25 protein-coding genes and 2 riboswitches are annotated in these 24,008 nt (G+C 25.7%); of the genes, 6 read left to right on the forward strand and 19 right to left on the reverse strand.

Going from position 1 to position 24,008, the window contains the following annotated elements:
• Positions 1-38: 38 nt before the first annotated feature.
• Positions 39-881 carry a carbon-nitrogen hydrolase family protein gene (locus I2H23_RS10175; protein ID WP_195581602.1) on the forward strand — a complete coding sequence of 281 codons (843 nt, stop codon included), beginning with the start codon at positions 39-41 and terminating at the stop codon, positions 879-881.
• A 40-nt stretch (positions 882-921) separates the two neighbouring features.
• Here the strand turns inward: I2H23_RS10175 and I2H23_RS10180 are convergent, their stop codons facing one another.
• From I2H23_RS10180 to I2H23_RS10210, 7 genes are all read right to left on the reverse strand, one after another.
• Complete coding sequence (locus I2H23_RS10180) at positions 922-1,428, reverse strand: hypothetical protein (protein ID WP_166505630.1); 507 nt, start codon at positions 1,426-1,428, stop codon at positions 922-924.
• A 218-nt stretch (positions 1,429-1,646) separates the two neighbouring features.
• Complete coding sequence (locus I2H23_RS10185; protein WP_166505631.1) at positions 1,647-1,883, reverse strand: YgjV family protein; 237 nt, start codon at positions 1,881-1,883, stop codon at positions 1,647-1,649.
• Positions 1,884-1,941: 58 nt separating this feature from the next.
• Positions 1,942-2,400 carry a L,D-transpeptidase family protein gene (locus I2H23_RS10190; RefSeq protein ID WP_195238259.1) on the reverse strand — a complete coding sequence of 153 codons (459 nt, stop codon included), beginning with the start codon at positions 2,398-2,400 and terminating at the stop codon, positions 1,942-1,944.
• 231 nt (positions 2,401-2,631) lie between these two features.
• Positions 2,632-2,775 carry a hypothetical protein gene (locus I2H23_RS10195; RefSeq protein WP_166505632.1) on the reverse strand — a complete coding sequence of 48 codons (144 nt, stop codon included), beginning with the start codon at positions 2,773-2,775 and terminating at the stop codon, positions 2,632-2,634.
• 57 nt (positions 2,776-2,832) lie between these two features.
• Positions 2,833-4,152, reverse strand: coding sequence for a Na+/H+ antiporter NhaC family protein (locus I2H23_RS10200; protein ID WP_166505633.1), 1,320 nt, complete (start codon positions 4,150-4,152; stop codon positions 2,833-2,835).
• A gap of 120 nt (positions 4,153-4,272) precedes the next feature.
• A riboswitch (SAM riboswitch) is annotated at positions 4,273-4,371 on the reverse strand.
• 181 nt (positions 4,372-4,552) lie between these two features.
• Positions 4,553-4,903: a hypothetical protein gene (locus I2H23_RS10205; protein WP_243248274.1), complete on the reverse strand. Its 351-nt coding sequence runs from the start codon at positions 4,901-4,903 to the stop codon at positions 4,553-4,555.
• Between the two features lie 5 nt (positions 4,904-4,908).
• Complete coding sequence (locus I2H23_RS10210) at positions 4,909-5,277, reverse strand: YtxH domain-containing protein (RefSeq protein WP_240275736.1); 369 nt, start codon at positions 5,275-5,277, stop codon at positions 4,909-4,911.
• A 221-nt stretch (positions 5,278-5,498) separates the two neighbouring features.
• On the opposite strand from I2H23_RS10210, the gene I2H23_RS10215 reads away from it, so the two are divergent.
• Positions 5,499-6,047 carry a hypothetical protein gene (locus tag I2H23_RS10215; RefSeq protein ID WP_195581603.1) on the forward strand — a complete coding sequence of 183 codons (549 nt, stop codon included), beginning with the start codon at positions 5,499-5,501 and terminating at the stop codon, positions 6,045-6,047.
• A gap of 170 nt (positions 6,048-6,217) precedes the next feature.
• Here the strand turns inward: I2H23_RS10215 and I2H23_RS10220 are convergent, their stop codons facing one another.
• The 5 genes from I2H23_RS10220 to nrdE all read right to left on the reverse strand — a co-directional run bounded on the left by I2H23_RS10220 (position 6,218) and on the right by nrdE (position 11,114).
• Complete coding sequence (locus tag I2H23_RS10220; protein WP_092925188.1) at positions 6,218-6,754, reverse strand: deoxycytidylate deaminase; 537 nt, start codon at positions 6,752-6,754, stop codon at positions 6,218-6,220.
• Positions 6,755-7,125: 371 nt separating this feature from the next.
• Positions 7,126-7,497: a hypothetical protein gene (locus tag I2H23_RS10225; protein WP_092925186.1), complete on the reverse strand. Its 372-nt coding sequence runs from the start codon at positions 7,495-7,497 to the stop codon at positions 7,126-7,128.
• 257 nt (positions 7,498-7,754) lie between these two features.
• Complete coding sequence (locus I2H23_RS15615) at positions 7,755-7,883, reverse strand: small, acid-soluble spore protein, alpha/beta type (RefSeq protein WP_330615410.1); 129 nt, start codon at positions 7,881-7,883, stop codon at positions 7,755-7,757.
• A 148-nt stretch (positions 7,884-8,031) separates the two neighbouring features.
• Positions 8,032-9,003, reverse strand: a complete 972-nt coding sequence (gene nrdF, locus I2H23_RS10235) for a class 1b ribonucleoside-diphosphate reductase subunit beta (protein ID WP_166505635.1) — start codon at positions 9,001-9,003, stop codon at positions 8,032-8,034.
• Positions 9,004-9,014: 11 nt separating this feature from the next.
• Complete coding sequence (nrdE, locus tag I2H23_RS10240; RefSeq protein WP_195581604.1) at positions 9,015-11,114, reverse strand: class 1b ribonucleoside-diphosphate reductase subunit alpha; 2,100 nt, start codon at positions 11,112-11,114, stop codon at positions 9,015-9,017.
• A gap of 377 nt (positions 11,115-11,491) precedes the next feature.
• A riboswitch (TPP riboswitch) is annotated at positions 11,492-11,594 on the forward strand.
• A gap of 110 nt (positions 11,595-11,704) precedes the next feature.
• Here nrdE and thiC point away from each other — a divergent pair.
• Together thiC and I2H23_RS10250 are read left to right on the forward strand one after the other, a co-directional pair.
• Positions 11,705-13,018, forward strand: coding sequence for a phosphomethylpyrimidine synthase ThiC (gene thiC / locus I2H23_RS10245; protein ID WP_092925177.1), 1,314 nt, complete (start codon positions 11,705-11,707; stop codon positions 13,016-13,018).
• Between the two features lie 138 nt (positions 13,019-13,156).
• Positions 13,157-14,113 (forward strand): calcium/sodium antiporter, encoded by a 957-nt coding sequence (locus I2H23_RS10250; protein WP_092925175.1) that lies wholly within the window; start codon positions 13,157-13,159, stop codon positions 14,111-14,113.
• 36 nt (positions 14,114-14,149) lie between these two features.
• Here I2H23_RS10250 and I2H23_RS10255 read toward each other — a convergent pair whose 3' ends face one another.
• A complete protein-coding gene (locus tag I2H23_RS10255; protein ID WP_166505637.1) occupies positions 14,150-15,319 on the reverse strand; it encodes an MFS transporter in 1,170 nt (389 codons plus the stop codon).
• Positions 15,320-15,535: 216 nt separating this feature from the next.
• Between I2H23_RS10255 and I2H23_RS10260 the strand changes: the two genes are divergently transcribed.
• Positions 15,536-15,736 (forward strand): cold-shock protein, encoded by a 201-nt coding sequence (locus tag I2H23_RS10260; RefSeq protein WP_092925171.1) that lies wholly within the window; start codon positions 15,536-15,538, stop codon positions 15,734-15,736.
• Between the two features lie 175 nt (positions 15,737-15,911).
• Here I2H23_RS10260 and I2H23_RS10265 read toward each other — a convergent pair whose 3' ends face one another.
• The 4 genes from I2H23_RS10265 to I2H23_RS10280 form a co-directional block, all read right to left on the reverse strand.
• Positions 15,912-17,270 (reverse strand): MATE family efflux transporter, encoded by a 1,359-nt coding sequence (locus tag I2H23_RS10265; RefSeq protein ID WP_207741718.1) that lies wholly within the window; start codon positions 17,268-17,270, stop codon positions 15,912-15,914.
• 181 nt (positions 17,271-17,451) lie between these two features.
• Positions 17,452-19,524 carry a DEAD/DEAH box helicase gene (locus I2H23_RS10270; protein WP_166505639.1) on the reverse strand — a complete coding sequence of 691 codons (2,073 nt, stop codon included), beginning with the start codon at positions 19,522-19,524 and terminating at the stop codon, positions 17,452-17,454.
• A 111-nt stretch (positions 19,525-19,635) separates the two neighbouring features.
• Positions 19,636-20,421, reverse strand: a complete 786-nt coding sequence (locus tag I2H23_RS10275) for a PIG-L family deacetylase (protein WP_166505640.1) — start codon at positions 20,419-20,421, stop codon at positions 19,636-19,638.
• A 282-nt stretch (positions 20,422-20,703) separates the two neighbouring features.
• Positions 20,704-20,964, reverse strand: coding sequence for a hypothetical protein (locus tag I2H23_RS10280; protein ID WP_092925163.1), 261 nt, complete (start codon positions 20,962-20,964; stop codon positions 20,704-20,706).
• Between the two features lie 193 nt (positions 20,965-21,157).
• Between I2H23_RS10280 and I2H23_RS10285 the strand changes: the two genes are divergently transcribed.
• Positions 21,158-22,024, forward strand: a complete 867-nt coding sequence (locus tag I2H23_RS10285) for an aldose 1-epimerase family protein (RefSeq protein WP_166505641.1) — start codon at positions 21,158-21,160, stop codon at positions 22,022-22,024.
• Positions 22,025-22,050: 26 nt separating this feature from the next.
• Here the strand turns inward: I2H23_RS10285 and I2H23_RS10290 are convergent, their stop codons facing one another.
• Positions 22,051-22,413, reverse strand: coding sequence for a hypothetical protein (locus I2H23_RS10290; protein WP_092925159.1), 363 nt, complete (start codon positions 22,411-22,413; stop codon positions 22,051-22,053).
• A 111-nt stretch (positions 22,414-22,524) separates the two neighbouring features.
• Positions 22,525-23,895 (reverse strand): GTP pyrophosphokinase, encoded by a 1,371-nt coding sequence (locus I2H23_RS10295; protein ID WP_166505642.1) that lies wholly within the window; start codon positions 23,893-23,895, stop codon positions 22,525-22,527.
• Positions 23,896-24,008 lie beyond the last annotated feature (113 nt).

Raw genomic sequence — 24,008 nt, forward strand, 5'->3', positions numbered from 1 at the left:
AAATATAAATATCTTATACTAGATTTAATTAAATTGAGGTGATTTTTATAAAAACTTTAGTTATACAAATAGATGTTAATTCTAATAAATTAAAGAATATATCCACTATAGAGAGATATATAAATTTAGCCATTAATAAATCTAAAATAGATTTAGTTATACTTCCAGAAATGTTTTGCTGCCCTTATGATAATAAGAATTTTCCTGTTTATTGTGAGGTAGAAGGAGGAAATCTTTATAATATTTTATCTGATATAGCTAAAAAATATAATATATATTTGGTAGCTGGATCCATTCCTGAAAAAGATAATAGTAAAATATATAATACTTCTTATGTTTTTGATCGATGTGGAAATAAGATAGCAAAACATAGAAAAATACATCTATTTGATATTTCTATAGATGCTGGCCAAAAATTTTTAGAATCTGATACATTATCATCTGGAAATGATGTTACAGTATTTGATACTGAATTTGGAAAAATTGGTCTTTGTATTTGCTATGATTTTAGATTTTTTGAGATATGCAAAATAATGGTTGATAAAGGCGCTAAGGCTATAATAGTTCCTGCATCATTCAACATGACTACAGGACCTATTCATTGGGAGCTACTATTTAAATCTAGAGCTGTTGATAATCAAGTTTATACAATAGGATGTTCTTCTTCCCGAAACAATAATTCTTCTTATATATCTTATGGAAACTCTATTTTAGTTTCTCCATTTGGGGAAGTATTAAATAGATTAGATGAAAAAGAGGGCTACTTTATAGCAGATATCGACTTTTCATATGTTGAAAAAATAAGAAATCAACTACCTTTATTAAAGCATCGTAGAAATGATTTGTATAATGTATCATATACAGATAATTCTAAAGTATAAATTTATTTTAATATATTATCTTAGTTTAATTTATTTGTAATTATTGAACTAAGTTTTTAGCTTTGTCAAAATCTAATACATAGTTAATAATAGATATCAACTTACTCCCTACTTCTATATCTTCATCACTTGCTAACCTTATATATATTCTTAACTCTTCCCAAAGCTTTTCTTTACCTAGATCTTCATTGCTTATATTATGAAGATCTCTTATTACTTCTATAATATTTATTTTTTTACTTTTATTTAGTGTATCATGATTTTTAATATAATCTATTGAAGAATCTACTAATTTAGTTAATTCCTTTTTATATTCTCTTATACTTAATTCTTTTTTGTATCCTACTAATTCTTTCATTAATTTTTCTAAATCAGATTTTGAGTAATTCCATACTCTACCATCATATTTTTTTATATTTTCTATACATGAATTATATTTATCTATTAGTTCTTCTAATCCTATAACTATTTCTAAATAGTTATTTTCTTCAATTAAGTTTTTGCATCTATTTATATCCTTATCAATCTCTCTTATTGTTTTATTCACATTTAGTCCTCTTTTCTATTTTAATTATAATTTTTATTATTATATATAATATATCAATTTACTTAGTTAATAAACATATTTTATCTCACTATTGTTATTTAAAATATTATACCTTTTTAATATTTTAGTTTATCTAATCTATTAATATAGAAAATATTTACTTTTAACAAAAAATAGCATAGATAAAATATCTACGCTATTAAATAATATTTTGTAATTTAATTTTTTTCTTTATATTTATAAATATTATATAAATTATATATATTTATAATAATTATAAGCGCATTAGATATGGCAACAGGATATGCTTTTACATATAATCCGTAAACTACAAATAAAAAACATCCTATAGAATTTATAATTCTAAGCTTTACTATAGATGTCATCGTTAATGATATAACTATAAATAAGGATGCTGAATATCCAATCCATTCAATAGGGTCAAAGCTAATCATAAAATTATCTCCTTTTTATTTCTTATAACTATTATTTGATATTTATATTTTTATATAACTATTTTATTATTATAGTAGTATTAATAGGTATATTATCATACATCCATCTAGCATTTTCTGTAGCTAATCTTATACATCCCATACTTATAGCTACTCCAAGTCTATCATCTATTACATAAAGTCCCTTAGGATCATATAGTATTGAGTGGTAATAGTAATCATCTACTATATTCATTGCATATTTTGCTGAACTTTTTTCTCCCCCTATAGCAGGATACTTTATACCTGACTTAAATATACCCTTTATTGTAGGAGTTGAGCTTTTTCCTACAGTGCTACTCCAAACGTGCAGTACCTTAAATCTATCATCTACTTTTTTTAATATATAGGTAAGTTTATCTTTAGTAGATGTAATTATAATATAGCCTGTATCACTTTTTATATGATTCTCATTTACAAACTCTTCCATATTTTTATCAAATTTGCTGTAATCTATCTGTCTATAGTATCTATTCATAAATAATATTTCACCTTCTCATAATAATATTTATTATAATTATGCTAATTATAAACTTTATGTGATATTTCAGTTAATTTAACTATTATTGTACGAATGTAAAATATTAAGTTTATTTTTTACACTCGCTAAACTGATTGGTATTACTTAACTGTAATAATTATCTACTAATTTTTGAAATATCATAATTTCCTTAAGCGTAAAAAAAGTGAAGTTTTAAAACTTCACTTTTTAAGTATTATTATGTTTCATATACTTATATGATTTAACTATACATCGAGCTTGATTTATAGTATATATTGATATTTCATAAGATGATGTTATTATAAAAGTCGATACTACTCCTACTAAGAAATCATAGTCACCTAATGCCATAATCTCCTCCAGTATTTCTTTTTTTATATTATATGAAACTAAAATTTTATAGTTACATTAAGCTACTTCTTTTTTCCTTTTATTAACTTTATTTAAGTTTGGAATACCAAATGTTATAGCTATTATTCCACAAGCTAACATTAACCAAGGATAATGTAGATATTTAATTAATTCAACAGGAGATATTCCTACCATCCCTGCAGCTGTTAATACTTGTGCACCATATGGAACTATGCCTTGCCAACAAGATGAGAATATATCTAATATACTTGCAGTTTTTCTATTATCTATATCAAATTTTGTAGCTATATCTTTTGCAAGTGGCCCTGCTGTTACTATTGCTATAGTGTTGTTTGCTGTACATAAATCTACTATACTTACTAATGCTGCTATACCAAACTCTGCACCTTTTTTAGTTTTTATTTTACTACTTATAAAATTAAGTATAAAGTCTATTCCACCATTTAATTTTATAAGTTCTACAAGTCCTCCGATTATTATAACAAGTAGACATAATTCATACATTCCTGATATACCACCTGATATAGCTTCTATAAATCCAAATAACCCAAATGAATTTGTAAATAATCCTATTGCACCTGCAAATACTACTCCAAAACTAAGTAAAACAAATACATTTACTCCACATAAAGCCCCTACTAAAACGCCTAAATATGGTAAAACTTTTATAAAATCATATCTATAGCTTGTGCTACCACCTAAACTATACCCTGATGTTATAGTAGCTAATAATATAGCAGTTATAATAGCTGCTGGTAAAACTATTAAGAAATTTACTCTAAATTTATCTTTTAATTCACATCCTTGAGTTTTGGTTGCTGCTATTGTAGTGTCTGATATCATAGATAAATTATCTCCAAACATAGCTCCACCTACAACAGCTCCTATTACTAATGGTGCTGGTATTCCTGTTTTAGCTGCAATTCCTATGCCTATTGGCCCAAGTGCTGCTATTGTTCCCATTGATGTTCCCATAGATATAGATATAAAACATCCTATTACAAATAACCCTGATACTAAAAGATTAGGAGGAAGAATTGATAAACTTAAATTAACAGTTGAGTCAACACCTCCCATTGCCTTAGCTACACTTGAAAAAGAACCTGCAAGTATAAATATCATAATCATAGATATTATATCTATATTACCTGCTCCTTTACAAAATACTTCTATCTTTTCTCCTAAACTAACTTTTCTATTAAGAGAAAATCCTACTATAGTTGCGATTATAAATGCTACTATTGCTGGCATTTTATAAAAATCCCCAGTTATTACCCCGCTACCTAAAAATACTATTAAAAATACACCCAGTGGTAATAATCCTAATATACTACCTTTTTTTGCTTCTTCTTTCATAATATACCTCCCTTTATATTAAAACTTCTAAAGAGTATAATTTTAATTTATTTAAATATACCTGATATTTTTTAATAAAAAAAACCTGAGATAACTCAGGCTTTGACAGCAAAAATTATACTCTCATCTTTCAGCTTATGCTGCAGGATTTAGCACCCGTATAATAATACTGGTTGCTGGGCTTCGTCGGGCCAGTCCCTCCGCCACTCTTGATAAGAATTATTTAATTATTTATATAATAGTTAATTTTCACAATTTTGTCAATATTATTTTTTAATTATTCTAATAAATCTACTTATAAATTATATATATTAATTTTTTATACATCTTAATTTATTATGATATATTAGCAAATAAAAAAAGTCATAATTAAATTATGATTTAATTATGACTTTTATGACTATTTATTAATAAATACAGATTTTAATATATTTAATATTTCAGTAAATATCTCAACATTAGATTTTACATTTTCTTTAGCCACTACTATATCTGCTGTTACATCTGTTGCAACTTCCGCAACGTCTTTTACATTTTCACTAATATCGCTGATATTATCAACTAAATTAGGTAATTTACCTACTACTGTATGTATGTCATCAGAATTTGTTGATACCACTGTATTGATATTTTTAATAAATTCATTAATATTTTTTAAAGTTATTATTAAAAATATTAATGCACCTATACCTAATAATGCTAGTATTATATATATTACATTTAAATCTATGTACATAATGTTATTCTCCATAGCAATTATTCTTTATCCTTAGCTTCTTGTGGAGCTTGTAATAATTCTACAACATTAGTATCTACTACGTCTTCATTTTCTTTCTTTTTACTATCTAAATACTCTTTTATTCTTCTCTTAGATTCATTTACATTTGTAGTTAATTTTTCTTTTGTTTTGGCAGCCTTTTCACTTACATTTGTGTTTATATCTTTAGCTGTATTTTTTATATCTTCTCTAGTTTCTTTTCCTGACTTAGGAGCTAATAAAACCCCACCTAGTATTCCTGTTATAGCACCTGTTGCAACACCTAGTGTAGCTATTTTTATCTTTTTATTTCTTTCTTTTGCTTTTTTAGCTTTTTTCTTTTGTTCTATTTTTTTTGCTAAACTCATGCTCATCACTCCTATTGTTAATTTGTATTATACCATTTTTTACTATTTTTCTAATATTTCTAATACATATATACCCAAATTAGTAAGTTTTAAAACAAAATAATTTATTTTTCTATTTATTTTTTTATATTTCAGCTAAATTAAATTATATAAATTAAACTTACATTTTATTTATACGTATGCACATAATAATATAATAATTATGGAAGGTAGGAATTGCTATGAAACATAAAGATATTAAGAAATTTAGTATATTACTTTACATTATTTATATTTTATCTATAATATTTTTTCTATTTAACAAAGAATTTGGAAAAAGCGTAATTAGCTTAATTTCGCTTATAATTACTTTTGTGCTTACTAAAGCTTATTTAAAAAACTTAGCTATACTTGACTGCCCATTGTACATAATTGGAAACATTTTTATATTATCTTCTTTTTTACTAGGTTCATGTTATGGACTTTACGATATAATCCCATTTTATGATGATTTTCTTCATTTTTGGTCTGGATTTATATCTGTTAAAATTGGATTTAATATACTAAAAAATATTAGTAGTAAAAATAATAAACTTTTAATATGTATGATTCTTTTCTTCTTTGCAATGGGCATATCAGCAATTTGTGAAATATGTGAATATTTACTAGATGTCTTATTTAAGATGAATACGCAATCTGGCGGTTTAAAAGATACCATGATAGATTTAATAGATGCTTCATGTGGTGCTTTTTTTATGATTGTATATTACTATAGAAAGTATTTAAGGTAAAATATTATATTAAACTCAACACTATTAAATATAAACAAAGCTACTTAACATATGTTAAGTAGCTTTGTTTATATTTAATATATCTTTTTACAGTAATCATTGTTGAATATAAATAAACAATGAATTATTATATATTTTTCTATAAAAGCTAAATTGTTTAGCCTAGCCTTTTAATAGCTCCTTGGCTTACTTAAGAATTCTTGAACACGTTTCTTCTCTTTCTCACGTTTAGCTTCTTGTTCTTCTTGCTCTTGTTTTAATGCATCTTCATATTTAATGTATTCTATTCCAGCTTCTTCAAATAGCTGCTGCCCTAAGCCTGTAGGATACTCTCCTTTAAATATTACTTTTTTTATTCCTGCTTGAATAATAGATATTGAGCAAAATACACAAGGTTGAGTAGTAGCATACAATGTAGCTCCTTCACAGCTTATTCCATGTTTAGCACATTGTATTATAGCATTTGCTTCAGCATGCCCAGCTCGACATAGTTCTAAGCCTTGTCCTGAAGGTATACCTCTTTTTTTTCTCTCGCAATAGCCAATATCTGAACAATGAATAGTTCCAGCAGGACTTCCATTATAACCTGTAGCTATAATTTGCTTTCCTTTTATAATTACAGCTCCTACTTGTCTTGAAACACACGTACTTCTAACTTTACTATCTTCGGCTATATCCATCGCCCACTCTGTAAATAATTTTCTCATATGATATGCTCCTTCTGTTCATTTATTATTTATAAATATCTTTATATGTCAAAATCCCTATAACCTTAGTTAAATCTAATCATTATACCCGCATCTATAATCTTATTTTTTATTTTCTTAAAATCATCTTAACTCACACGTCATTATTTTTTCAAGAGTTATTATAAATTTGTAATATTTAACTACTTATTTAACATAAATGTATATAATATATTTTTTTAGTAATAATATTACTATCCCTTTAATCATGCTCCTTAGTCATTAATTTTATATAGCTTTATTTTTCAGTTTATTATTAAAAAAAGACAGAAATAAATTCTGTCTTTTTTAATAATAGCCCTTAAGCATCTACTTAAAGGCATAATATATATTTATATAACATAAAGTTTTGAAATTATCTTATCATATTTACCTCTAGCCAAGCAAATACCACCTGCATACTTTATATATTCTTCTTCACTAAGTTTTCCTTCTTCAACTTCACTAAATCTATCAATAATATTAGAATTATCTAAAAAATCTTCTACACTTTCTAATATACAAATTAAATTTATCTTAAACCCATCTGAATTTAACTTTCTTTCTTGTTTTTCTTCTTTTAAATACACTACTTCATGTTCTTTGTCTAACGTAACCTTTACGAAATCTGAAAGCCTCTTTTCTGTTGGTAATAATACTGAATATTTTTCCATATCTAAAAATATTTCATACAATTCTTTTAGTCTTGCTAACTCTGAACTCATCCTTAATCTCCTTTATATAGCCTACCTATTAATCGTGGTTATACTTTGTACTTTCATTATAATTTCATCTACTTAATTCGTCAACTTTTTACACTAAAATGGTTTTAATTACTAAAAAAAGCATTGAGTTGTTTACTGACTTTCAACTCAATGCCTGTTAATTATTTATTTTTTTTATTATATTCTCTTAGTAGCTGTTCTTCACCCATTTCTACTAATCTTCTACTCATCACACCACCTAAGTTTCCACCTATATGTCAATTTTTATATGATGTATCATTAGATCCATCTATATGACTATTTGATATTCCTAGTTCATTTGCTATTTCTAGTTTCATTTGATTTAGAGCTTGTTTAGCATTACTTATTGCTGGTTTTTTAGACATTTTAATACCTCCTTAAACTTTCTTATATATTTTTATCAAATTTAAATGATATTATTATGTATTTTTGATTTATAAGATTATTAAAATGCTTTTACCTAATATAAAACATTAAACTAAAAAATCACTTGGTTTTATCCAAGTGATTTTTTTATATTAAGAAATCTTCATCTTTTAATTCTTCATATACACCTTTTTGATATCCATTACCTTTAGTCGAGAAAAAGTCGTGATTTTTGGTTTCTGTACTTAGTCCATTTAGTACTATTGGGTTTATTTCACTTACTTTATAGTATTCATTAAACCCTAAATTCTCTAATGCCCTATTAGCATTGTATTTTAAGAAATTTATAACTTCACTTTCAAGACCGCTATCTTTGTATATAGTGTTTGTATAGTTTATTTCATTTTCCATTAAATCTTCAAGTATTTTGTACATTCTATCTTTTAATTCTTCTTTTTTAGCTTCTTCAAACTTTTCATATATTTCTTGAGAAAGAAGTCCTATATACTTTCCATGTAGTGATTCATCTCTAAGTATAAGAGATATTATTTCTCCACTTGCAACCATTTTACCTTGGCCTGCTAGATATAGTGGATAGAAAAAACCTGAGTAGAATAAAAAGCTTTCTAAGAATACACTTGTTACCATAGATAAATATAAACTTTCTTCATCTTTTGTATTTTTATATTGGGCTAGTACTAAGTCCGCCTTTTTCTGAAGTGTTTCTTCACTTTCTATCCATTTAAATAATTCTTCAATTTCATCATTAGAAAGCAGTGTCATAAATATAGATGAGTAACTTTTAGCATGTATTTCTTCCATAGTTCCCATAAATGATAATACTGCTTTTCTTTGAAGGTTATCTGTAAGGCTCATCATAGATGGTACCCCATCATTTCCTTGCTTAGTGTCTAGTAATGTAAGTCCACCTAATACTTTTTTATATAATTCTTTTTCTTTTTCATTTAATTCATTAAATACTTTTAAATCTTTTGAAACTGATATTTCCTCTGGTAACCAAAATTGTTTTACATTTTGTTCCCAAAAGGCTTGAGTAAATCCATCATCTTCTTTATTCCAGTTTACTGCTTTGTGTATTTTTTCTAATTTAAATGTCATAGTACTCCCCCTTATACTGAACACATAAGACACTCATTGTTGTCTCTAGTCATTTTAGTTCTTGTGTAGTAAAGACTTTTTAGTCCTTTTTTGTAAGCATATATATATAATCTAGCTATATCTCTAGTTGTTTTATCATCTGTTACAAATAATGTTGTTGATATACCTTGGTCAACATGATTTTGGACTGTTGAAACTATATCTATAACTTTTCTCATATCCATTCTATATGCAGATTGGTAATAAAGCATGTTTTCATTAGTTAAAAAGGGCATAGGATATATAGTTGTAGAATCACCATATGTTCTAACTTCAACCGGCTCTGTAATTGGCATTATACTTGATGTTGCATTTTGAACATAACTAATACTTTGAGTTGGTGCTATTGCTGTTAAGTATGCATTATATAATCCATGTACTTTTACTTCATCTAATAAAGCTTCCCATTCTTTAGTTGTAGGTATATGTATACCTTCAAACAATTTTTTTACTTTATCTGTCTTAGGTAAGTATGAATTTTTATAATATTTTTTTAATACATTACTATCTTTTCCTTTTGCATATTCTGATTTTTCAAACCCAACAAATGTTTTATTTCTCTCTTTAGCTATATTCATAGATGACTTTATAGCAAAATGTCTAACCATTGCAAAAAATACATTACAAAAGTCTATTGCTTCTTCTGATGTATAAAGTATATTTTCTCTCACTAAGTATCCATGTAAATTCATAGCACCAAGACCTACTGCATGTGACGAATCATTTCCATTTTTGATTGTTGGCACTTCATTTATACTAGTGTTATCAGAAACAAAAGTTAATGCTCTTATTGCAGTATCAATTGAATTTTCTATATCTTTATTATCCATTACATTAGCAATGTTTAAAGAACCTAAATTGCAACTTATATCTTGTCCCCATATATTTTCTCCAGCATATCCTTTTATATTTGATGGTGTTTGATATTGAAATATTTCACAACATAAATTAGACATTTTGATTTTACCAACGTCTTTTAGTATATGTTCTCTATTTGCAGTATCTAAAAATACAACATATGGGTATCCACTTTCTTGTTGCATCTGTGCTATCTTTGTTAGCATTTTTCTAGGATTTATTTCTTTTTTTCGTATATCTTCATCATTTTTTAAAATATCATACCATTTTTCCATATCCATCTCATCAAGATTTATATTATATTTTTTATAAACAGAATGAGGATAAAATGCATAAGCCACCTCATTTTTCTCTGCCAATTCCATAAATTTATCTGGTATTAATGCCCCTAAAGATAATGATGCTAATCTTATTTTTTCATCTGCATTTATCTTTTTGGTATCCATAAGTAATTCAAAATCTGGATGAAATACACTTAAATATACAGCCCCGGCACCTTGTCTTGCACCCATTTGGTTAAAGTAGGTAAATGACTGTTCTAGCATTTTAGCAACTCCTACCACACCGCCTGCTGCTCCTTCTATGTCTTTAATAGGGTCTCCTGAAGCTCTTAACCTTGATAGATTAAGTGCTACCCCACCACCTATTTTAGACAAATGATTTGCTGATGAAATTGCATATGATATACCTTCTGTACTATCTTCTATAGATATCAAAAAGCACGATACCATTTCTCCTGCTCTAGCTCTACCTGCATTTAAAAATGTAGGTGTTGCTGGTTGAAATTCTTGTTTTACTAGTTTCTCTGCTAATTTTCTTACTAAATTTTTATCACCATTTCCAAGTGCTAAAGATACTATAAGAACTTTATCATTATAGCTTTCTAATATTTCTTTATTGTCATTAGTCTTAAGTGCATAGTTTTGATAAAACTTATTTGCACTCATATATGAATTAAATTTAAATCCATAATTTTTTATGATTCTTTCTATTTCTTTTATAAAGTCTATATCATATCTTTCTATTACTTCTTTAGAATAGTAATTATTATCTATTAAATATGATAGCCTTTCTTCAAGACTATTAAATACCTTTGTTCTAGGTTTTATATATTCATTTATATAACTGTATAATGCTTCTTTATCTTTTTCTAATTGATATTTTCCTTCTTTATTTTTTATTATGACTTGATTATTTAGTTCTATCCAGTTCATTTTTCCCACCTTTTATTTAATGTTTTACTAATCATTATCTACCACTTATAGATATAATATTTAAACCAAATACTATATATTGTATATACACCAATAAAAGTATTCTTAATCTATTATTATATTTTATTTTTTTTATTCTTTTTAATATATAGTTTTTTCAACACATAAGGCATTGATAATTTTTTATAATTGCTTTTTTTATTTACAAATAATATTCATTATGATATTCTTAAGTTAAGTGGGAACTTATATTTTATATAAGTATTACGCTAGCCCAAATAAAGGCACTTATCTTTTGATAGGTGCCTTTCCGTTTTTATAAGTACAAAAAATTTCTTTACAATACATAAATAAAGAACTACAATGTTTTTGAAAAGATATCTAACTAGGGGTGCCTTTTAGGCTGAGAAATGATAAATTCATTAACCCTTCGAACCTGATGTAGTTTATACTACCGTAGGAAAGTTACTTTTGTGTTTATTAATAGCTATAAAACAAATATAGTCTATTTATTAATACATATTTTGAGAAGCTTTGCCTTATGGTAAGGCTTTTTTTATTTATTAAAATATAATAAGGGGGATTTTAATATGATGTATACTACTCAAATGGATGCTGCTAAAAAGGGGATAATTACTAAAGAAATGGAAATAGTAGCAAAAAAAGAAAATATGGATGTTAATATTTTGAGAGAGCTAATATCTAAAGGTAAAGTAGCAATACCTGCTAATAAAAATCATAAATCTTTAAATCCTGAAGGTGTAGGCGAAAATCTAAGAACCAAAATAAATGTAAATTTAGGTATATCAAAAGATTGTTGTGATATTGATGAAGAGATGAAAAAGGTTAATTTGGCATTAGATATGAAAGCCGAAGCTATAATGGATTTAAGTTCTTTTGGTAAAACCAAAGAATTTAGAAAAAAACTTATATCATCTTCTAATGCTATGATAGGAACTGTTCCTATATACGATGCTGTTGGTTTTTACGATAAAGAATTAAAAGATATAACTGCTAAAGAATTTTTAGATGTAGTAAGAAATCATGCAAATGATGGTGTAGACTTCGTTACTGTACATGCTGGTATAAACAAAGAAACTGCATCTGTTTTTAAAAGAAACAAAAGACTTACTAATATAGTATCTAGAGGCGGTTCTTTAATGTATGCTTGGATGGAGCTTAACCAACGTGAGAACCCTTTTTATGAATACTTTGATGAATTACTTGATATATGCGAAGAATATGACTTAACATTAAGCCTTGGAGATGCTCTAAGACCTGGGTCTATAAATGACTCTTCAGATGCTTGTCAAATAAAAGAATTAATGATATTAGGTGAACTTACTCTAAGAGCGTGGAAACGAAATGTTCAAGTAATAATAGAAGGTCCTGGACATATGTCATTAGATGAAATTGAGTCTAATATGTTACTTGAAAAGAAACTTTGTCATGGTGCACCATTTTATGTGCTAGGTCCTATAGTTACAGATATAGCCCCTGGATATGATCATATAACAAGTGCTATTGGAGGTGCCTTAGCTGCTAGTTATGGAGCTGACTTTTTATGTTATGTAACCCCAGCAGAACATTTAAGACTACCTAACTTAGATGATGTTAAAGAAGGTATTATAGCTACTAAAATAGCTGCTCATGCTGCAGATATCGCAAAGAAAATTCCTAAATCTAGAGATATAGATAATCAAATGAGTAAAGCTAGACAAGAACTTGATTGGGAAAAAATGTTTGAACTTGCTATTGACCCACAAAAAGCTAGAAGATATAGAAAAGAGTCAACTCCTAAACATGATGATAGCTGTACAATGTGCGGTAAGATGTGTTCTATGAGAAATATGAATAAAATAATGAGTGGTAAAGACTTAAATTTATTAAGAGCAGATAATTAGTTACATACTTAATTTAATATTATAAATATCTATTATATTCTTTGCATAACTAAGTTTCATCATATTTTAATGATTTACAAAAGAATACATAAAGTGGTATACTGTCCTTTATAAATATATATTTTTGGAGGAATATTAATGGCATTTATAATATTAATATTAGGTTTTATTTTCCTTATAAAGGGTGCTGACATATTTGTCGATGGTGCTGCTTCAATTGCTAGAAAATTTAATGTTCCAGCTATGGTTATAGGTCTTACTATAGTAGCTATGGGTACATCTGCACCTGAAGCCGCAGTAAGTATTACATCTTCATTAGCAGGACAAAATGATATGAGTGTTGCTAACATCGTAGGCTCTAACTTTTTTAACATACTTGTAGTGTTAGGTGTATCTGCAATAATTGCAAAGTTACCAGTTCAAAAAGATACTATAAAAAAAGATACTCCATTTTTAATAGGTATAAGCTTTATGTTGTTACTATTTTCACTTGATTTACATATAAATAGATTTGAAGGTATTTTTTTCTTATTAGTATTTGCCTACTTCTTAATAAATACTGTAAAAAGTGCTAAAAACTCTAATAATGAAGAAGACTTATCTGGTGGTGAAAGTGCTATAGCTATAGAAGCTGAAGTAAGTGAAGATGTTCCCATGTTTAAAACAATTATATTAAGTTTAATTGGTATAGCAGGAATTATTGTTGGTGGAGATATGGTTGTTGATTCTGCCACGACTATTGCAACATCATTTGGTATGAGTGCAAACTTAGTTGGACTTACAATAGTTGCAGTTGGTACTTCACTTCCTGAATTTGTTACTTCTATTATGGCTATAAAAAAGGGTGAAACTGAAATAGCTATAGGTAATGTAATAGGCTCAAACGTATTTAATATACTTTTAGTTTTAGGTTTAGCTACAACTATAAGTCCGATATCTATAAGTACATTTGCTCTTATAGATATAATATTTATGACATTTATAACAGTTTTACTTTATATCTTTATGAAAAAAGATAATTGTCTTGTAAAAAAACAAGGTTTTATATTAATAGCTTTATATATAGTATATATGATATATACTATAGTTAGGTAATCTAAAAAAGGAAGAACATAATTATGTTCTTCCTTTTTATTCGCTTATTATATTTGTATTATTTATATTCTTATATTCTAATTTATTTATTGCAAATATAATTCCAAAACTTATGATAGAAATTATTATTGAGCATATAAATATGGCTTTCATTCCATATAAGTCTATTATATTTCCATATATAAGTTTTATAACTGATGACCCAATTCCTATACAAAAAGTGTATATAGTCATGGCTGTAGTGTATAATTTTTTTTCTACTACGTTTCCTATAAAGTCAAAAACAGTTATAGTCATTATAGCTATTGCTACACCATGAGAAGCTGATGCTAATATAAATAATGCTATATTATTTGTAAATGTATATATTATCCATCTAATAAAAAGTGCAATTGCACTTACAGTAATCATTTTTGTATTTCCATATTTTTTTAAAAGATCTTTGGTCTTAACCATAAAATAAAGTTCTGGAGCTACCATAAACACAGTCAACATTCCTACAAGTTCCTTGCCTGCTCCTAAGTTTAATAAATGTATACCTTGGTAGGCGCTTACCCCATCACTTAAGGCAACAATACTTATACTTGCTAAAAGTATTAACACATATTGTTTATTAGTAAATAATTTTTTTATATCTACTTTTAAATTTAACTTTTCTTTAGACTCCATTTCTTTAGGTGTATTTAAATATGGAGTTATAAATAAACATAGTAGCATACTAAACATAAACATGTAGAAAAATGCCAAATCATTTCCTGTTAAATTCATTATATGACCACAAATAAAAGCAGATAGTGCATATCCTATAGAACCTAATACCCTTACTTTTCCATAATTTTTATTTTGTTCTTTACAATATGAAGTTGTTATAGTATCTGCAAGTGGCAATAATGAATTTCTAAACATTTCAAAAAATATCGCTACTATAAATATCGGTATAAAAGACGTTGTTTTTGAATATAAATATCCCAGTAAAAATGCTACTAATACATTTATCCATAATATAAGCTTTTGTTTTTTTATAATATCACTTATAATCCCCCATATAGGTACAAGTGCTATACCAATTATAGATGGTATTGATACTATAATCCCTATTTGCGATGGACTAAAGTTTAATGTTTTTTCTAAGTATACAGGTAAATAAGTCATAAATGACCCCAATCCTATAAACATACATAAGTATTTTATATAAAATTTAGACATAATATTCCTCCTCTTATAAGAATATACCATAATATTGTTAGTTTTTGTACAATCATTTTTTTTATATTTTTTAGAAAATTTAGGTATATTTATTAGTATTTAAGGTAATTATTTAAATAAATAAAAAAAGTGTGTACATTTGCTTAAATAAGTGTTACACTTAAATTACAGTAAATCAAGAAACAATCTTGATGTAGGTTTATAGGAGAATTGAAAATGATTCAAGGAATAGTAAAATGGTTCAATAGTGAAAAAGGATTTGGATTTATATCTGTAGAAGGTGGAGATGATGTATTCGCTCATTTCTCAGCTATACAAGTTGATGGATTCAAAACTTTAGAAGAAGGTCAAAAAGTAAGCTTTAATATAGTTGAAGGTGCTAGAGGTCCTCAAGCTGAAAACATAACTATATTATAATCATATAGATACGTTTTAAAGACTCAAATTTATTTGAGTCTTTTTTATTTATTAATTTTAATAATTATAAATTTTCTGAATATAGCAACAATTAAAAATGTCTATGTTATTTTTTACATAGACATTTTTAGAAATACAAAAGTATTTATAGATACAATGTTTTATAATATATAATTTACATATCTTTTTTATCTCGAGTTACATCATTTATCCAATTGCCACTTTTAACTCTTATAAATCCAACTATACCTTTTAATATTTCATCACTTTTTAATAGAAAAAATACAATAGATATTGGTAAATTAAATATAAATGCACCTATAAATCCAAGTGGTATAGATAATCCCCACATAAATATCATTTCATATTTAAATACATACTTATTATCTCCTCCTCCTCTTAAAACACCCATCATAAGATTTGAAGATAAAGACCTAAACAATGCTACTATAGCTGTTGCTGTCATTATTTCTTTTGATATTAATTTCGTTTCTTGTGATATATTATAAAATCCTAATATGGCATCTTTACATAAATAAATCATTAAAGCTGATATAACTCCAACTATTATGCTTAGTATGCTTATTGTGTTTGCATATTCTTTTACTTTTTCATAGTTTCCTTTGCCTATAGCATTACCTATTATAACTGATGAAGCACTAGATAATCCTTGTATAAATAAAGTTGCAAATTGATTTACTACATTATTTATGCTATTTGCTGCAACTACACTAGTCCCCATCCTACCAACTATTATAGATATCATAGACGATCCTACTGACCAACATAGTTCATTAAAAAATATGGGATATGTTACTTTTACATAATCATTAAATATTATTTTATCTATTTTCAAAATATAATTTAACCTATATTTTATTTTACTTTCTTTAAAAATTATATATGCAAATATTATAAAAAATTCTATTATCCTAGATATAACAGTTGCAATAGCTGCTCCTTTAATTCCTAATGGACTTATCCCAAACCTTCCAAATATTAATATATAATTTAAAAATATATTTATAAATAAAGATATACTATGTATGATCATAGGTATTTTAACAGTTTTAATGGACCTAAGTACACCGACAGTAGAAACTGTTAATGAATAGAATACATAACTTATACTAACTATCCTTATATACTTCTCCCCCATTGATATAACTGATATATCATCTGTAAATAGCTTCATAAATGCACCTGGCATAACCATAGCCACTAATACAAATAATATTGATAGTGCTATACTTAGCCAGTATGTAATAGTAATTACCTTGTGTATTGATTTTATATCTTTTTTCCCATAGTATTGAGAACACATAACGTTAGAGCCTCCAGAAATCCCAAACATTAATATCATCAATATAAAAAAAAGATGATTAGCTATAGCTGCTGATGATAACTCTACTTCGCCTAGTCTACCTAACATAACAGTGTCTGCCATATTAACAGATACTGTTATTAAATTTTGTATAGCTATTGGTATTGATATATCTATTATACTTTTATAAAACGATTTATCTTTTGTCATATACACTTATATTCATTCCTTTCACAAGTACATATATATCTTTTGTATTATTTAAAAGTTAATACATGTACTTATTTACTATTTATGTATATAAAAAAGACTAAGATTTAATCCTAGCCTTTTTATGATTAATCACATCTATATGTAGTTTTTCGTATTTTTGATTTTATATTCTAATTTTTTAGTCAAACATTATATCTATTATATCATCTACTGACATTTTACTAAGAAAATTTCCACTATCTGTATTACTATCTATAAGCTCTTTTACTAATTCTTTTTTCATTTCTTGTAATCTTATAATTTTTTCTTCTACTGTATCTTTAGATATTAGTTTTATAACATTAACAACATTTTTTTGCCCTATTCTATGAGCTCTATCACTTGCTTGATTCTCTACTGCAGGATTAAACCATGGGTCAAAGTGTATAACTATAGATGCACTAGTTAAATTTAAACCTGTACCTCCTGCTTTTAACGATATTAAAAACACATTATCATTATTTTTATTGAAATCTTTAACTAAATTAACTCTATCTTTTGGGTTAGTTTTTCCATCTAAATAGCTATAGCTTATATTTTCATAGTCTAATCTATCTTTTATTTTCTCTAATACTTTTGTAAACTGTGAAAATACTAATATTTTTTTGTCTTTATTTTCTTTTAACAATTTTACAAGCACCTCTAATTTAGAGTTTTTTATCTCATAGTTTTTAACCATTAATTCAGGGGCTATCGCTAACTGTCTAAGCTTAGTTAAATAAGATAATACAGACATATTATCATTTATTTGAATTTTATTTTTAGCTAAACTAAGTAAACCTAAGTATGCCTTTTTATGTTCTTTGTTAAGCTCTACATAATACTTTTGCTCAATTTTTTCTGGTAATTCATTTATAACTTCTTTTTTTGTTCTTCTTAATAAAAATGGTTTTATAAGCTTTTTTAAATCGTCTATATTACCTTTGTCTAAAAATATTTTTTTAAACTTTGATTTATCATATAAATATCCTGGCATTACAAAGTCAAATATAGACCATAACTCTATTAAGTTATTTTCTATTGGAGTTCCAGTTAGCGCAAACTTAACTTTTGCATTAATTTTTTTTACAGACTTAGCTATTATAGAATCTGGATTTTTTATATTCTGGGCTTCATCTATTATACAGTAATCAAATTTTATATTTTTATATTTTTCTGTATCGTTTTTGTAGGTTGTATAAGTTGTAAGTATTACATCATAATTATCTATATGGTTTATAACATCCTCTCTTTTAGACTTATAAGCTAGACCTATTTTTAGATTAGGAGAAAATCTTTTAAATTCTTCAAGCCAATTATAAATAAGTGATGTTGGTGTTAATACAATAGCTTTTTTATTTTCATTAGATTGTAAAAAAGCTATTGTTTGTATTGTTTTACCTAACCCCATCTCATCTGCTAAAATTCCTCCAAACTCATATCTAGACAAAGTTTTTAAAAATTCATATCCTTTAATCTGATACTCTCTAAGTTTTGCATTTATATTAGGCTGATCAATTTTTAAATTTTCTACTTTTTTAAAGTTCTCGACTATATTGTCTATATGATGACTTCCTTTTATAATAGAACTATCATTATCTTCTATATATTTTTTTAGATATAGTGATTTATTATTGTCTATTTTCATAGAAGTAAGATTTTCATACATCCCCAAAGTATCTATTAGTTCTAATGATTCTTTTAAATTCTTCTCACTTAAATCCAAGTAATTTCCACTTTTAAATCTATATAATTTATTGTTTTCTTTATATGCATTATATATATTTTTATATTCACCTTCACTTATTCCATCTATTTCTAGTCTTGCATTCATATAACCATCTTTTGATGATAATATATTAAATGTTATATTTGGATTTAACTTTGTGCCTTCTTTACTTTCATATTCTTTATCATTATTTAAATCTTCTATACCCTTTAGTACTATCGCTACTATGTGAGAGCATAAATTATTAGATTTTATACTTTGTGACTCTGAAAAACAATCACAACTTACATTTGATATTTCTCTAGTTTTAGTATTTATACTTATCATTGATGTATAATCTCTTCTTCTTTGTTCATCTAACACAGTTCCATAAAATATACATTTACTGCCATTTTGTTTAGCATAATTATTTAAAATTACTCCATTTTTGTATATGTAATGTCCAGAATTGTATTTACTTCTATCTGTATATGTTTTTAATATTTCTTCTATATTTATATTCATTTTATCCACCTTGTTTAATTTTTTGTAAATCTAATTTATCACTATAAAAAAAGAAAAGCTACCCTTTTTGTAAAAAATAAGTGTAGGACGTGTCCTACACTTATTTTTTACTTAATATATACTTAAAATTGATGTTAAACTAGGATCATTTAATAAATAATCAAAGTAACTATGGGCTGAAGTATATCCAATTCCATACTTTTCATTTTTATTATCTACATTTTTATATTCTTCTAAAGCACTCTTTACTGTATTATAGTCCTTCATATTATTAACTTTGTATATATCTCTTTTATCGTTAGGTATATTTGATACATAGTTAGGCTTCATAAAATATCTTGCATCATCTACTTTATGTTCATCACTAAGCTTTTTTAATACTTGACCATTTTTTCTGTGCATTATATGATCATCATATTTATAGTGATGTGCTATATGTGTAACGCTTCCTAACTTTTTTTCAAAGTTTAGTATAGTCTTTTCCATTAGATCATAATGAGTTCCTGGTTTTTTAGCTTCATCTGCTAGTATTATTACATTATCTTTTTTTACTCCTAGTTTATTTAGACATGCTTTAAACTCATTGTTTCTTAGTCTTTCTTTTTCTTTTCTATCTATACCCTTAAATTTTGGGTTATTTTTAAACACATTAACTCCCGACCCATCTGATACTAAAGTTACATATACATTGTCCGTTCCACATTCTTTAATAGCATCTACTATAGCAGTTCCTCCCCATAAAACCTCATCATCTTGATGTTGTGGGTAAAATACCACATGATCTTTAAATCTTTTAATATTGCCATTATTATACTGAGAGTATGCTGTATGTACACCAAATATTACTAACACAACTATTATTATCCCCATTATTTTTTTATCTTTTTTGTCTTTCATTTTCACACCACCTACTATTTTTATTTATATGTCGAAAATAGTCGTCTTTAAGCTTATTTTATATTAGCATACTTTACATCTAAATTATATGAAATTTAATATATTGAAATTTTTTTGTTACCGTTTTGAAATTTTTTTGTTACTTTTTAAATGTTTTTTATATAAATTAAGCTTTATACCCTTAATAATTTTAATAATTGAAAAGAAATAGGGGATAATTAGCCATATCACTATTTATCCCCTATTTCTTTTACTCTATTTAATAAAAACTTACATTTTTTATTACTCTGCATCAAAATCTATATGAAACTTTCCTTCTGGTGAATTTATATCTAAATAAGATAAATTAAAATTTTCATCCATTACGTCTATTTTATATTCAAATAAAACATCATCTTCTTTCTTAGACATAAATATGTAGCTACCATTATCTTTATCTTCTATTTCATCACATATTTCTTCATATATTTCTTCACCACTTACACTTCTTTGGTATCCAGAATTTTTTATTTTCTCTTCTATTAATCTGTATATTTCTTCCATGTTAAACTTCCTTTCTAGTTAAACTACTATATATTATATACTTACATAGTATTTGTTAATTCATAATTATATCATTTAAATATACAGCATAACAATATTTATAAAGTTATTTTCTCTAATATAAGTTTATTTAACCTTTACATATATTGCGAAATTATATTATATATAATATGCTTATCTAAGAGGTGATAATATGAATATATTAGAAAATGATAAACTTATAATAGAATCTAAAAATAGTGGTGCTGAACTAACTAGAATATACTCTAAAGATCTAAAAAAGGAAATACTATGGAATGGAGATAGCACTCATTGGTCAAGACACTCTCCTATATTATTTCCTATAGTCGGTAGATTAAAAGACAACAAAACTTATATAGAAGATAAGTTCTATAATATGAGTCAACATGGATTTGCTAGAGATATGGATTTTGAAATTATTTATAATGATAATACCTCAATAACTTATAGATTAATATCTAGTGATGAAACTAAAAAACTATATCCTTATTCTTTTGAACTTTTAATAAAATATACTATTATTAATAATAGCATAAATACTAATTGGATTGTTTTAAACAAAGATACAAAAGATATGTATTTTTCAATAGGAGCACACCCGGCATTTAATATATATGATGATTTGTGCAATTACTACCTAGAGTTTAAATCTAGAGATATAGTAAAAAGAATAAGCTTAGAGGGTCCTTATTTTAATAGTGTAAAAGAAGTTTATAATTTAAACAATTTAAGATTAGAACCTAAGATTTTTGAAAAGGATGCATTAATATATACTAATATAGATAGTATTAACTTAAAATCTAATAAATCTAAAGATTACATAAACATTAATTTTAAAGATTTTCCACTAGTTGGAATATGGACTCCTTACTACAAAGATACAAACTCTACTGCTCCATTTGTATGTATTGAACCATGGTTTGGACTAGCTGACAGTGTAAATTCGGATAAAATATATACTAACAAAGCTTATATAAATAAACTTAAACCTTTAGAGTCATTTAATAGTTTATATACTATAACTATAGAAAAAGAGTAAGGATTAACTTACTCTTTTTCTATATGTTAATTATCTTTATTAATTAATTTTTTATATGGTTTTTGTATAATTATATCTACAACTTCGCCTATTGCTATGTAAATTAATATTTTTGGTTCTGTAAAAGTTATATAAATAAATATACCTATTATAATGACTATTAATCCTATAATTTTTATTAAAATCTTTTTATTGTCTTCATCATAGTCTAAATCGTCTAAGCATCTGTCAAAATCTTCTTTAGCTCCTAAGCTATAAAGTCTTTCACATACAAAAGCTACCCAAAATAGTGGCATATTTACATCATAAAACAATTTATATGCAACTAGAGCTAATATAGAAAATAATAAAGATGAAATAACTACATTATCCTTACTCTTAGCTTTCACTTAAATCATCCTTTCCATATATAAAATATCATACAATATTACTTTTTTCTACATAATTTCTAATTTATATTATAAAAATAAAGAGCTGCCTTATAAAGCAACTCTTTATTTTTATCCAATTATAGCATCTTTAATTTTTCTATTTATGTTATCCATATACTTATCTCGTTTTATTTTGTATTCATTATAAGAGTCTATATTTCTACATATGCTATTTATTTCATTTCTAACTACATTATTTATACTATCTAAACTTTGTTCATATAATATCTCTATAGAATCTATTTGTATTAATGTACTTGCTACCTCCATATATATATCATGTAATATATATTTACTATCTGATTTAAAATTAAGCTCTAGTTTACCTTGATGTTTTATAGGGACTATTTTTTCTTTTATAAATAATATAAAGTTTTCGAAATCCTTTTTATTATTAAGAGGCTCTACTTCAAATAGTATCCTAAAGAATAAGTTCCATATAAATTCACAGTTTAGCTTGCTCATTATAAAGCTACCTAGTTTTTCACAAAATTCATCTTCAAATTCAGGGCTTTTACCAAATTTTATTTTCGAGTTAAAGTCTATATCTTTCTTAGCTATCTCATTTAGCCTCATAAGACCTTGTATTGTTGTATCTTCACTTATATCTAAGCCATCTTTATTCTTATTAAATGAATAGTTTATAATAGTTTCACAAGGCTTTTTAAAATCTACTATAAATCCTATATCTTTTTCCATTTTTTCAGCAAAAGTATCATATGCAATTTTAGCTAAAAACTTTTCCATAGACTTTTGCTTTAATGTTTTATCTTTTGAAGTGTTTTCATTAAAAGATTTATAAACAGATAAAAGCTGGTTGTCTATCATTGCTAGATTATTTTTTATTGATGCCATAACATCACTTAAAAATTTATCTACCATTACATAAGTATTATTTTTATATATAACTTGATGTTCTATATCACTCCAAAATATATTTACCATGGATTTTATCTGTATTTCAAAATTTATTTTGTTTTTTCCATATGTAAATAAACCATTTATTCTATATATTTCAAATCCATTTTTTTGTTTTCGTGGCTGCTCTTTATCTAGCCTTATCTTAACCTTGTCATTACTTTTATTATAAAAATATATATTATCATCTGTAGTATCAAAATAAGACTTTAATACTTTATATATTAATTTCTCTTCTTCTATAAATCTACACTCTAGTCTTACACCTATTAAGTCTGATAGATTATGTATAAGCTCTTGTGGTGTCTCATATCTTTTTAAATATCTATTTCTTATTATTTTTTCTCTTAAACTATATTCTGTTTTTACTCTTGAATTAACATTTAAATATTCTTGGTCACTAGATTCAAGTATATTTTCAAAATAGTTCTCTAGTTCTTTTGATAGCATATTTAATGTAGGTGTTAAGGAGTTTAATAAATCAATTGACTCGTCTATAAATTCAAATTCTTTAAGGCTCATAATATTCTCCTATTTCTTTTTAGTACTTAAATTTTACACAAAAAAGGGACATTTATCAAATGTCCTTTTTAAATTTTACTGTATACTTATACCAAAATGAGTATTTTAAATAA

Source organism: Romboutsia sp. BSD2780061687b_171204_C1, assembly GCF_015560225.1.
In the GTDB taxonomy this organism is placed as follows: Bacteria; Bacillota; Clostridia; order Peptostreptococcales; family Peptostreptococcaceae; genus Romboutsia_C; species Romboutsia_C hominis.